Consider the following 11,618-nt stretch of genomic DNA (forward strand, 5'->3'; position numbering starts at 1 on the left):
GGTCGCCCGCCGCCAAATATCTTGTTCACCCTCGCTCAAGCCGCTATCCGCCACGGGGCTGACCATGGCCCGCGCCCGCACCTCCCGCTCCGCTCCGTCCAAGAACCGCTCGCCGTGGCGGCGCCGGTTCGGACTTGCCGTCAAACTCGCGCTGGGTGCGATCGTGCTGGCGTTCGCCGCGCTGCTGACCGCGGTCTATATCGCGCGGTCGCAGCTCCCCAGCTTCGAATCGCTGAAATCGTCGCCTAACGGGCAGATGATCCGCGTCCATGCCGCCGACGGATCGGTGCTGGTGTCGCTCGGGCCGAGCTATGGCGAGTGGCTCGGCTATGACCGCATTCCCGCAGTGATGCGCGATGCCACGATTGCGGTCGAGGACCGCCGCTTCGACAGCCATGTCGGCGTCGATCCGGTCGGGATCGCACGCTCGCTCTACGTCAATTACGAGCGCGGGCGGCGGGTGCAGGGCGCCTCGACGATCACCCAGCAGCTGGCGCGCAACATCTTCCTGAACAATCAGAAGAAGTTCGGACGCAAGTTCCGCGAGGGCATCCTCGCGCTCGCATTGGAGCGAAAATTCTCGAAGGAGCAGATCCTCGAGCTGTACCTCAACAAGGTCTATTATGGTGGCGGCGCGTACGGCATCGACGCGGCAAGCCGCAAATTCTTCGGCCATGGCGCGGACCATCTGAGCCTGCCTGAGGCGGCGGTGATCGCGGGGCTGGTCAAGGCACCATCGAACTACTCGCCGACTGCCGATGCCCAGGCCGCAGTCGGGCGCGCCGGGGTGGTCATCCAGCAGATGGTGCGCAACGGCTTCATCTCGGTCGATCAGGCGCGCGAGGCGAACGATGTCGGGGTGAAGCTCGCCCCCGCGCCGCGCCAGAACAGCGTCCGCTATTTCACCGACTGGGCGCTGCCGCAGCTCGACCTGCTGATCGACGAAACCGAAAAGCCACTGGAAGTGTGGACGACGCTCGACCCGGCGATGCAGCGCGATGCAGACGCGGCGGTTCGCGCCAACGTGCCAAAGGGTGCGCAGGGCGCATTGGTGTCGATCGACCGCGATGGCTCGGTGCGGGCGATGGTCGGCGGAACCGACTATGTCAGCTCGATCTACAATCGCGCGACGCAGGCACAGCGCCAACCGGGATCGTCGTTCAAGCTGTTCGTCTATCTCGCCGCGCTGGAGGCGGGCAAGACGCCGGAGGATCGCGAGGTCGACGAGCCGGTGACGATCGACGGCTGGAGCCCGCGCAACGACTCGCGGCGCTTCTCGGGTAGCGTCACGTTGCGCACCGCCTTCGCCTATTCGCTCAACACGATCGCCGCCAAGTTGGGGCAGGCGGTCGGGTTCCAGACCGTCGCCGATATGGCGCGCCGCTTCGGGATCAGCACGCCGGTCAACACTCATCCGTCGATGGTGCTCGGCACGTCCGACGTGCGGCTGATCGATATGACGCGCGCCTTCGCGAGCGTCGGCAACAAGGGCGTCGCGATCACGCCCTTCGGTATCACGCGCGTCACCGCCGATGGCGAGGAAATCTACCGTCACGAGGTCGACCGCAGCCAGGTGCTGGTCGCGCCTAACGTCGCCGCCGAGATGACGGACCTGTTGCAGACCGCGGTCAACACCGGCACCGGGCGCGCGGCGCAGATCGGGCGGCCGGTCGCGGGCAAGACCGGCACGACCACCAGCAGCAAGGACGGCTGGTTCCTCGGCTTCTCTTCCGGGCTGACCACCGGCGTATGGATGGGCCGCGACGATGCGCGTCCGATCGCCGGCCTGCACGGCGGCACCGCCCCCGCGCGCGCCTTCCGCGAGTTTATGGTCAAGGCCGTCGCGAAGCGGCCGATCGAGCAGTTCGAAACCGCCGTCACCCTGCCGGAGGCGCAGCTGGAACCGGATGCGGAGAGTTATTACGGCGCGCCCGACAATTCGACGTTCGTCGATGAGGACGGCTACGGCATCGAACCGCCCGCCGCCCCCGAGCAGGGTCCGGTCTACGGCCCCGAGCGGCCGGTGGTGCAGCCGCTGCCGCCGCAAGGCGACGAAGCACAGCAGCCGCGTCCCGACGAGCGGCTCGACCAAGAGTGGCTGGATCGCGTCACCGGTCAGCCGCGTCGCGACGCGGTTCGCACCCCACCCCCGCCCCGCGGCACACCCCCGACCCGGCCGCAGGTGGCGGCTCAGCCGGCAGGCGAGCGTCCGTACCAGTGAAGCGCAGCGCCATTGGTGCGTAGCCACTGCCGCTCGGACGTGGGGTCGCGGCCGAACAGCTCGGCAACAAGCGCGTGGAAGGCGGGCGCATGATTCATGTGGATGCGATGCGCGACCTCGTGCGCCACGGTGGCGCGGCGGACCTCGGGTGGGGCGAGCACCAGCCGCCAGCTGTAGCGGATCGCGCCGTGATGCGCGCAACTACCCCAACGCCCGCGTGGATCGCCGATCGAGACCGCGCTGACCGACACGCCGGCCCGCGCAGCATAGAAGGCGGTATCCTGCTCGAGCAATGCGAGTGCACGGCGACGCAGCCAAAGCTCGACGCGGCGCGGCACGCTCTCGATCGCGCCGCCGAGGACTAGCCGCCCAGCATCGACGATCGGCGTCCGCGGCGCTTCGGCACGCCAGTCGATCGTCAGCATCTGTCCGTCGACGGGGATCGTTGCGCCCGACAGGAACGGACGTGCGCTGGGCAGGCGCTCGCGCTGATGCGCGATCCATGCGTCCTGCGCGCGCGCCCATGCCAACGCCTTGGCAAGCGACGCCCGGGGTGGCAGCGTCAGCCTGGCCTGACCGCTGACCGGATCGAACGACAGCCGCGTGCGCCGCGCCCGCGGGTTGCGCACGACCGCGATGTCGCCGGTCACAACTCGCGGTCGACGATATGCATTTCGAGGTCGCCGGCATCGTCCTCGCTGATCGTCCAGCCGCGCACCGACTGCCCGGCACGGTGCACCGCCTCGCGGTCGCCCGAAACGAGATAATGCCAGTCGGGCAATTGCTCGCCCAGCGCGCGAAGGCGATAGGCGCAGGTCGTCGGCAACCAGTCGATCGCATGGACATTGCCCATCGTCAGCCGAACGCATTCGCTGACATAGGCGCGTCGATGCCGGTAATTGGAGCATTGCCCACTGCGGCGGTCGAGCAACCGGCACGCGACATTGGTCGCCACCAGCTCGCCGGTTTCCTCATCCTCCAGCTTGTGGAGGCAACATTTGCCGCAGCCGTCGCACAATGCTTCCCATTGCGCGCGGTCGAGCTTGTCGAGCGACATCGTCTCCCAGAATCGACCGGTCAGCGCGCCCATTTCTTCACCTCCGCAACGATGGCGGCAGGCGGCCCTTCGGCAAGCAGCGCCAGCGGTTTGCCATCGGGATCGAAGAGATAGATCTGACGGCTGTGATCCATCAGATAGCCGCCCTCGGTCCCGGCACCTCGCGCGAAATAGATGCCATATTCCTTTGCCACCTTCGCGATCTGCCCGGGCGTGCCGGTCAGTCCGACAAGCCGCGGGTGAAAGGCGGTGACGAAGCGCTTGAGCGCGGCGGGCGTGTCACGCGCCGGATCGACGGTGATGAAGATCGGCACGATCTTCTTGCCGAGATCCGGATCGTCGTGCTCGATCGCCTTGAGCGCAGCGACGATGTTCTGCACGTCGGTCGGGCAGACATCGGGGCAGAAGGTGTAGCCGAAATAGACGATGCGATAGCGCCCGGTGAAATCACGATCGGTGACCGTCCGCCCATCCTGACTCGTCAGCGAAAATGGCCCACCGATCCGCGCCCCGGCCAGCGGCGGGGTAGTCGGAGGCTCCTGTGCACAACCCGAAAGAGGCCCGGCGAGTAGCAGCGCGAGCGTGGCGGCGAAACGTCGCATGTTCATGGCGACGCCAGATGTGATGCGTTATAGGCCCTGACGCAACCCTGAGCCCTCGCGAGAACCATCCGATGCAACGCCGTCCGTTTCTGAACTTCGCGCTGCTCGCCGCGCTGTCGACCGTCACCGCGCTGCCGGCGACGGCGCAGCAGCAGTCGCAAAGCTACAAATTCCTCGAAGCGGTGCGGAAGGGCGACGGCAATGCCGTGATCGGGATGCTCGACCAGCCCGGACAGACGATCATCAACGCGCGCGACATCACCAACGGCGAGGGCGCGATCCATATCGTCGTGAAGCGTGGCGACGCTGCGTACCTTCGCTACCTTCTCGCGAAGGGGGCCGATCCGAACCTGCGCGATGGGGATGGCAATACCGCGATGATCCTTGCGGTACAGGCAAACCAGCCCGAGCTGATCCAAATTCTCGCCGCATCGAAGGCGAACGCGAATCTCGGCAACAATGGTGGCGAGACGCCCTTGATTCGAGCCGTGCAGCGTCGTGACCTTGCGCTCGTGCGCGCGGTGCTGGCGGCGGGCGGCAACCCGGATCAGACCGACAACGTCGCGGGCATGTCGGCGCGCGATTACGCCAAGCGCGATGCCCGCTCCACCGTGATCGTGAAGATCCTCGACGACACGCCGAGCAAGCCACAGCGCGCGGTGGCCGGACCGAAATTCTGACCCCGCTGATCTAGAAGCCGGCAACCGCTTCCGGATCGTGCGCCGCGATGAGACGACGCGCAGCGCGGCGCGCGAAGGCGAGCGTGCAGCGCTTGCGGGTGGCGGCAGGTAGCGGATCGGTGCGTGCCTCGCGAACGATCGCAGCGTCGTAGCGATCGGCGACGATCAAGCCGGTACGCTCCGGCAGGAACGCTTCACCGGCGATCGGTGAAGTGTCGAACCCAGCGGGCACCGCCCAGTAGAAGCGATCGCAGTGGGCGAGATAATCCTGCCACTTGCCATCGCCCAGCAGGTCGGCGCGCGACACCTTGATCTCGACGATCACCAACTGCCCACGCGGATCGACCGCCATCAGATCAGCGCGTCGGCCGCCATCCAGCGGTACTTCGGCAATTGCGGTCAGATCGTGCCGCAACAGCATGCGGGTCACGCCCCGGGCGACATCGCGGGCGCAAAGAGCGGCGGTTTCATCTTGCTGGCAGGTGTCGGGCGGCGTCAACATGTCCGCCCGTTTAGAACATCATGCGAACAAAAGCCACGGCTACGTGCGCGAGAGATCCGTTGCGATCAACGATAGAAGATGTGGTTCCCGATCGAAGCGACCCGGACGCCATTCGCATGGCCGACGCGACGATGATTGAAATACAATGCGTTGGCGGCGTCGCTCTCCCACGCGTCCTTAAGCGCGACCTTGGCGACGGCCATCGCGGTGCGCCAGTCGTCGTTGCTCGGCGCCGCCGGCATCCGACCGCCGCGGACGAAGGAGAATTGCCCCTTCTGCGTCACGACATCGCACGCGCTGCCGCCGAAACGGTGCGAGCGGGTGCGGTTGAGGATCACTTCAGCGACCGCGAGCTGGCCACTGAGCGGCTCCCCACGCGCCTCGAAATAGATGGCGCCGGCGAGGCAGCGCAGGTCTTCGTCGGCGTCGGAACGGATCGACTGGTCGGCGACTGCCGCGGCGAGGGTAGGATAGGCGACCTGCTCTTCGACCTGCGCCGCGGTGACCGTCGCTTCCTGAGCAGCCGGTTCGGCCGGGGCGATCGTGGGAACCTGGGCGGGGAGAGCGAGTTGAATCGCGGTAGACGCGGCGGGAACCGCCGGAAGGTCAGCAGCCAGTCCGGGAGCGCTCTGCGCAACCAGAGCAAGGACCGAGAAAGTAAGCGTCGCGAAAGTTGCGACGCGCGAACTGAACGGCATTCCACATCATTTTTATGCGGTGAGTGCGCGGATACGATCGCTGAAGCAGCGTTAGCTGTTCGATCGCTCCGGGTCCCCCCCCGACTGCGTCACCGTCGGGATCGCACCCCGCATCGGCACAACGCACGTTGTCGATGTGGTCCGGCTACGGGCAAGAGGTTAACAGGGTCAATGCTACAGGATCGTTTCAGCGACGAACCGTTCGGCGTCCGGGATATCCAGTTCGATCACCCAAAGATCGGGATCGCGGCTGCGGCGGTTTCGCCAATATTCCTCTACCGCGCCCGGAGCGTCCGTCGCCGGCCCGGCGGGGATCAGCACGTCGCGGTCATCGAGCCCGCGCATCCGCTCGACCGCACGTAGCTCGCGGCCCTCGGCGATAAGGATCAGCAGGGCGCCGCCTTGAGCTTCACCACGCGCACGCACCACAGCGAGGCCGCCCGCGTCGTTGACTCGCCGCAATAATGCGCCGATCGCCAGATGTGTCGGCAGGCGCGCGCTCACAGCCCGGCATATCCGGGCAGCGACGCCAGCGCGATCCGGGAGCGCATGAACGTCCCGGTGCCGCGCGCCACCTCTTCGCCTTCCGCTGTGATCAGCCGGGCCTCCGCGACGAACACCCGCCGCTGTCCACTGATCCAGCGACCTTCTGCTACCACGGGACCAACCCCCAGCGGGCGGGTCAGCAGCAGGCTGAACTGGGTGGTCAGAAGGAAGCGATCGGTGACCAGGCTGTTGCAGGCATAAAAGGCCGCATCGTCCAGCATCTTGAAGTAGCTGGTGCCGTGCGCCGCGCCCGCGGCATGGAAGTGGCGTTCGTCGACGGCGAAATGGATACGCGACTCGCCCGGCGCGACAAGCTCGAGACGTGATTCGAAAAAGCGATTGATCGGGGCCGCTGCGTAGAGCGATTCGAGCGCCCGGTAATGGGCGGCGGCGCCTTCAGGCGGCATCGCGCACGCCGTGATCGGACAGCAAGGCATAGATCGCATCGGGCGATCCCGCCCCGCGCAGCTTGGCGACCAGCGCACGATCGCGCAAGCGGCGGGCCACACGCGCAAGCGCCTTCAGATGGTCGCTCCCGACCTTCGGCGGAGACAACATCGCCACCACCACGTCGACCGCCGTGTCGTCGATCGCACCATAATCCAGCGGCTGTGCAAGCCGCGCAACCGCGAGGGCGATCCGCGGGAGCCCCGCGATGCGCGCGTGCGGAATCGCGACTCCGCCGCCAAAGCCAGTCGAGCCTTCTTTCTCGCGCGCTGCGAGCCCGTCGGCCAGCACACGTGCCTCCATACCCAGCGTCGGAGCGACAAGCGCCCCGAGCTGGGTGAACAACGCCTTTTTGGAAGCGGCGGGCAGTCCGACGACGATCAATTCGGGGACGAGCAGGTCGCTGAGATCGCTCGCCATCAGGTCCGGTCAACCACCACGCTGCGGCTCCACCCAGCCGATCGTGCCGTCCCCGCGACGATAGACCATGTTGTACGATCCGGTCCCCGCGTTCTTGAACAGCAGCGCCTGCGTGTTGCGCAAATCGAGCATCATCACCGCGTCGGAGACGCTGGCATCGGGCACGTCGACGCGCGTCTCGGCGATCACCAGCGGCGCATCGCCGGCATCGTCCTCGCCGATCTGCTCGGCGAACAGCGTGTAGCCGGCATTGTCGTAGCCGTTGCGATCCTGCTCTTCCTCGGTCGCGGCATGCGCGGCATGGCGATCCTTTAGCCGGCGCACGTAGCGACGCAGCTGCTTCTCGATCTTCTCGGCGGCACCGTCGAAGACGATGTGCGCATCGTGCGCGTCATGGCGACCCTTCAGGATCAGGCCGCGGGTCACGTGCGCGACGATGTCGCACGTAAAGCCGTTATCGTGCGGCCCCTTGCCGAAGGTGACCTCCGCCGAGATGGCGCGGGCGAAATATTTGTCGGCGATACCCTGGAGTCGGTCCTGCACATGGGCCTTCAGCGCGTCGCCGATCGCCACCTGGTGACCTGAAGTCCGGATATCCATATTTTACCTCCATTTATGCCGTACCGCCCCCCTGCGATCCGGCCCAACGTTCGCGTCATTCGGACGCGGCGACCCCCCACAAAGGTTCTTTGACCTTCTTTAGAAACGCAGCATGCGCGGCCAGTTCCGCATCGCTGGGCGAAAAGACGCGCAGCGGGCGGGCGCGGGGCGGCGCGATCTGCACCTGCTCGACCACGATCGGCGCGGCTTCGCTGACCAGCCCGAGCCCGATCTGGCGCCCGCCCATCAGCTCGACATAGACCTGCGCCAGCAGCTGCGCGTCGAGCAGCGCGCCGTGTAAGACACGGTGCGAACGGTCGATTCCGTAGCGGCTGCAGAGCGCGTCGAGCGTGTGCTTGGCGCCGGGGTGGCGGGTGCGCGCGATCGCGAGCGTGTCGACCATCCGCGAACCGCACACCGCGACACTGCCGCAGCGTTCCAACTCCCCGTTCAGAAACGAAAAATCGAAGCCGGCGTTGTGCGCGACCAGCGGCGCGTCGCCGAGAAAATCGAGCAATTCCCGCACCCCGGCCGAGAACACCGGATGCTTGGCAAGGAACGCCGCGGACAGGCCGTGCACGCGCTCCGCCTCGGCAGGCATGTCGCGCTCCGGGTGAAAATAGGCGTGAAAAGTTCGGCCGGTTTCAACGCGGTTGACCAGTTCGACGCAGCCGATCTCCACCATGCGATCGCCGCCGACAAAGCTGAGGCCGGTAGTTTCGGTGTCGAAGACGATCTCGCGCATGATCGCGTCGTTATCGGCCCTGTCCGCGTTGCACGCAAGCGATGACGCGCAGCACCGCGGCGCGGGTTTCGTCGAGCGAGACGTCGGTCGGGATCACGAAATCGGCGCGGGCGCGCTTCTCGGTGTCAGGAAGCTGCCGAAAATAGATGGCGTCGAACCGCTTCGGGGTCATGCCGGCGCGCGCCAGCACGCGTTCGCGCTGCACCGGGGCGGATGCGGACACCACCACGACAAAATCCATGTCGCGGTCGCCGCCGGTCTCGAACAACAGCGGAATGTCGAACACGACCAGCGGCGCGTCGCCATGCCGGGCGAGAAAGGACTCGCGCTCGGCGCGGACCGCCGGATGGACGATCGCCTCCAGCGCGCGCAGCGCCGCATCGTCGCCGAGCACCGCTTGCCCGAGCGCGGCGCGATCGACGCCAGCCGGGCCGGTGGTGCCGGGGAAGCGCGCCTCGATCGCCGCGACCAGTGCGCCGCCCGGACCCTGCAGGCGATGCACCGTTGCGTCGGCGTCGAACACCGGCACACCGACGTCGGCGAACATCGCCGCGACCGTCGACTTGCCCATGCCGATCGAGCCGGTGAGGCCGATGACGATCATGCGAGCAGGCGCGCGCGCAATTCCTCATCATGCTCGCGCGGCGGGGCGGCGCCGAAGAACAATTCGAACGCGACCGCCGCCTGCCCGACCAGCATCTCCAGCCCGTCGACCGTCTCCAGATCGCGCGCGCGCGCCGCCTTGAGCAGCGGGGTTTCGAGCGGGGCGTAGACGATGTCGTAGACAATTGCGTTATCGGGGAGCGGCGTCAGGTCGAGATCGAGCGGGTCGTGCCCGGTCATGCCGAGCACGCTGGTGTTGACGAGCAGCGCCGCCGCCGGGAGCCGCGCGCTCAGCGGGAGCGCATCGCCCTTGAGCCCGAATTGCGCCAGCAGCGCCGCGCCCTTCAGGGGGGTGCGGTTGAGCAGGGTCACGCGGCCGACCTTGCTGCGCGCGAGCGCAAACAGCACCGCCCGCGCCGCGCCGCCCGCGCCGACCACCACCACCGGCTGCCCGCCGAGATCGAGATCGGCGATCGGGGACAGGAAGCCCGCGGCATCGGTGTTGGTCGCAATCAGCGCGCCGTCCTCGCCGCGGAACACGGTGTTGGCCGCGCCGATCATCGCACGCACGTCGCCGGGATCGGGGACGTGATCGAGCGCAGCGACCTTGTGCGGGACGGTGATGTTGCACCCGCGCCAGTCGCCGTCGTCGGCGCGGCGCGCGAAATAATCGGCAAGGTCGTCGGCCGCGACGTGCGTTGCGCGATAGTCGCCCGCCAGCCCGAGCTTTTCGAGCCAGAAGCCGTGGATCAGCGGCGACTTGGAGTGTGCGATCGGGTCGCCGATCACCTCGGCATAAGGGGTGTTGGTCATGATGTTACCTTGGCCGGGCCGAAGAGGTGGTCGGGACCATTGTGAAAGCACCTTCCGTCATGCCGGGCTCGTCCCGGCATCCACCGTTCCGCACACCTTTGACTCGTCGAGCTTGCGGTGCCGTGGACCCCGGAACAAGTCCGGGGTGACGGAGAATATGACGCTCACGCCGGCAGCACCTGGCGGACGCGGAGATAATCGAGCACCGGGAGCAGCGGCATTCCAAGGACGGTGAACTGGCTGCCGTCGATCCGGGAAAACAATTGCGCGCCCGGCCCTTCGATCCGGTAGCAGCCGACGCAGCCCGAAATCGCCGGCCATTCGGCATCGAGATAGGTCTCGATGAACGCGGGCGAGAGCGGGCGGACGAACATCTTCGCCTTGTCGACGATCCGCCACACCGGCTGACCGTTCTCGGCGATCACCGCCGCGCTGACCAGATCGTGGCGCTTGCCCGCCATGCGCGTCAGGTGATCGCGCGCCTCCTCGCGGCTGGTCGGCTTGTCGAGGATCGTGCCGTCGTCGAGCACAGCGAGGCTATCCGACCCGAGCACCAGATGCCCGGGGTGGCGCGCGCTGACCTTGAGCGCCTTCAGCTCGGCGAGCGCGTCGGCGATGTCGCGCGGATGTCGCCCGGCCATCGCCGCCTTCAACGCCGCCTCGTCGGCATAGGCCGGCTCGGCGGTGAACGGCACGCCGGCGGCAGCGAGCATCGTGGTGCGCGAGGCGCTTTGCGAGGCGAGAATCAGCATGGGATCAGCATCAATCGGTGTTCCGTGCCGCCAGCCCGCGGCGTTCGTTGACCAGAGCAATGATCGCGGCGGCGGTTTCCTCGATCGAGCGGCGCGTGACGTCGATCACCGGCCAGCCGTTATCGGCGAACATCCGCCGCGCATAGGCGATCTCGCGCGCCACCGCATCCTGGTCGACATAGTTGGTTTCGGTCGCCTGGTTGAGCGACAGCAGGCGATTGCGGCGGATCTGGATCAGCCGGTCGGTGCTGGTGGTCAGTCCGACGACCAGCGGGTTCTTCAGCGAGAACAGCGCGCGCGGCGGCGGGCTTTCGACGACGATCGGGATATTGGCGGTCTTATAGCCGCGGTTGGCGAGATAGATCGAGGTCGGGGTCTTCGACGAGCGGCTGACCCCGGCGAGCAGGATATCGGCCTCTTCCCATTCCTCGTGCGCGATCCCGTCATCATGCGCGATCGTGAACTGGATCGCATCGACGCGCGCGAAATAGGCGGCGTCGAGCACGTGCTGGCGTCCGGGGCGCGCCTTCGCCTGCTGACCGAGCAGCATCGACAGCGCATCGTTGACGGGATCGAGCGGGGCGACCGTGGGCAGCCCGAGCGCCTTGCAGCGCGCCTCCAGCGCGGTGCGCGTCACCGGATTGACGAGCGTGAAGATGACGAGCCCGGGATTCTGGGCGATTTCCTGAAGGATGCGGTCGAGATGCGTTTCGGTGCGCACCATCGGCCAGAAATGCCGCACCGTCTCGACATCGTCATATTGCGCCAGCGCCGCCTTGGCGATGTTCTCCAGCGTCTCGCCCGTCGAGTCCGACAGCAGGTGAAGGTGGAGGCGGAGCATCAGGAGCCGGACATCGGAGGGTGGACCGATCTGTGGATAAGTCGTTGACCGGCGCTAGCGTAACTTCATCGACCCGCCAAGCGCGACCCCG

The 11,618-nt window shown here is 67.0% G+C and carries 16 protein-coding genes; 2 read left to right on the top strand and 14 right to left on the bottom strand.

Going from position 1 to position 11,618, the window contains the following annotated elements:
- Window positions 1-64: 64 nt before the first annotated feature.
- Window positions 65-2,221, top strand: coding sequence for a PBP1A family penicillin-binding protein (locus PGN12_03155; protein ID MEH3102881.1), 2,157 nt, complete (start codon window positions 65-67; stop codon window positions 2,219-2,221).
- Here PGN12_03155 and PGN12_03160 read toward each other — a convergent pair.
- From PGN12_03160 to PGN12_03170, 3 genes are read right to left on the bottom strand one after another with little or no spacing between them, the layout of a single operon-like run.
- Window positions 2,191-2,871, bottom strand: coding sequence for a SprT family zinc-dependent metalloprotease (locus tag PGN12_03160; GenBank protein ID MEH3102882.1), 681 nt, complete (start codon window positions 2,869-2,871; stop codon window positions 2,191-2,193). The two genes, PGN12_03155 and PGN12_03160, sit on opposite strands and share 31 nt — an antisense overlap.
- Window positions 2,868-3,311 carry a YcgN family cysteine cluster protein gene (locus tag PGN12_03165; protein ID MEH3102883.1) on the bottom strand — a complete coding sequence of 148 codons (444 nt, stop codon included), beginning with the start codon at window positions 3,309-3,311 and terminating at the stop codon, window positions 2,868-2,870. The genes PGN12_03160 and PGN12_03165 overlap by 4 nt, the downstream gene beginning before the upstream one ends.
- Window positions 3,299-3,886: an SCO family protein gene (locus PGN12_03170; protein MEH3102884.1), complete on the bottom strand. Its 588-nt coding sequence runs from the start codon at window positions 3,884-3,886 to the stop codon at window positions 3,299-3,301. Before PGN12_03170 ends, PGN12_03165 begins: the two co-directional genes overlap by 13 nt.
- A gap of 65 nt (window positions 3,887-3,951) precedes the next feature.
- On the opposite strand from PGN12_03170, the gene PGN12_03175 reads away from it, so the two are divergent.
- Window positions 3,952-4,560, top strand: a complete 609-nt coding sequence (locus tag PGN12_03175; GenBank protein MEH3102885.1) for an ankyrin repeat domain-containing protein — start codon at window positions 3,952-3,954, stop codon at window positions 4,558-4,560.
- A 10-nt stretch (window positions 4,561-4,570) separates the two neighbouring features.
- Here PGN12_03175 and PGN12_03180 read toward each other — a convergent pair whose 3' ends face one another.
- The 11 genes from PGN12_03180 to PGN12_03230 form a co-directional block, all read right to left on the bottom strand.
- Window positions 4,571-5,062 carry an MmcB family DNA repair protein gene (locus PGN12_03180; GenBank protein ID MEH3102886.1) on the bottom strand — a complete coding sequence of 164 codons (492 nt, stop codon included), beginning with the start codon at window positions 5,060-5,062 and terminating at the stop codon, window positions 4,571-4,573.
- A 65-nt stretch (window positions 5,063-5,127) separates the two neighbouring features.
- Window positions 5,128-5,760 carry a cell wall hydrolase gene (locus PGN12_03185; GenBank protein MEH3102887.1) on the bottom strand — a complete coding sequence of 211 codons (633 nt, stop codon included), beginning with the start codon at window positions 5,758-5,760 and terminating at the stop codon, window positions 5,128-5,130.
- A gap of 174 nt (window positions 5,761-5,934) precedes the next feature.
- Window positions 5,935-6,264, bottom strand: a complete 330-nt coding sequence (locus PGN12_03190; protein ID MEH3102888.1) for a DUF1491 family protein — start codon at window positions 6,262-6,264, stop codon at window positions 5,935-5,937.
- A complete protein-coding gene (locus PGN12_03195) occupies window positions 6,261-6,713 on the bottom strand; it encodes a PaaI family thioesterase (GenBank protein ID MEH3102889.1) in 453 nt (150 codons plus the stop codon). The genes PGN12_03190 and PGN12_03195 overlap by 4 nt, the downstream gene beginning before the upstream one ends.
- Entirely contained in the window at window positions 6,703-7,173 is a 471-nt protein-coding gene (locus PGN12_03200) for a PTS sugar transporter subunit IIA (protein MEH3102890.1), read from the bottom strand. Before PGN12_03200 ends, PGN12_03195 begins: the two co-directional genes overlap by 11 nt.
- A 9-nt stretch (window positions 7,174-7,182) precedes the next feature.
- Window positions 7,183-7,773 (bottom strand): ribosome-associated translation inhibitor RaiA, encoded by a 591-nt coding sequence (raiA, locus tag PGN12_03205; protein ID MEH3102891.1) that lies wholly within the window; start codon window positions 7,771-7,773, stop codon window positions 7,183-7,185.
- A 55-nt stretch (window positions 7,774-7,828) separates the two neighbouring features.
- Window positions 7,829-8,518 carry a DNA polymerase III subunit epsilon gene (dnaQ, locus tag PGN12_03210; GenBank protein MEH3102892.1) on the bottom strand — a complete coding sequence of 230 codons (690 nt, stop codon included), beginning with the start codon at window positions 8,516-8,518 and terminating at the stop codon, window positions 7,829-7,831.
- A gap of 10 nt (window positions 8,519-8,528) precedes the next feature.
- Complete coding sequence (gene coaE / locus PGN12_03215) at window positions 8,529-9,122, bottom strand: dephospho-CoA kinase (GenBank protein MEH3102893.1); 594 nt, start codon at window positions 9,120-9,122, stop codon at window positions 8,529-8,531.
- Complete coding sequence (locus PGN12_03220) at window positions 9,119-9,934, bottom strand: shikimate dehydrogenase (GenBank protein ID MEH3102894.1); 816 nt, start codon at window positions 9,932-9,934, stop codon at window positions 9,119-9,121. The genes coaE and PGN12_03220 overlap by 4 nt, the downstream gene beginning before the upstream one ends.
- A 164-nt stretch (window positions 9,935-10,098) precedes the next feature.
- On the bottom strand, window positions 10,099-10,686 hold the full coding sequence (locus tag PGN12_03225; GenBank protein MEH3102895.1) for a Maf family protein: 588 nt from the start codon (window positions 10,684-10,686) through the stop codon (window positions 10,099-10,101).
- Window positions 10,687-10,696: 10 nt separating this feature from the next.
- Window positions 10,697-11,527 (bottom strand): kinase/pyrophosphorylase, encoded by an 831-nt coding sequence (locus tag PGN12_03230; protein MEH3102896.1) that lies wholly within the window; start codon window positions 11,525-11,527, stop codon window positions 10,697-10,699.
- Window positions 11,528-11,618: the final 91 nt, after the last annotated feature.

The organism is Sphingomonas phyllosphaerae, assembly GCA_036946405.1.
GTDB lineage: Bacteria > Pseudomonadota > Alphaproteobacteria > Sphingomonadales > Sphingomonadaceae > Sphingomonas > Sphingomonas phyllosphaerae_D.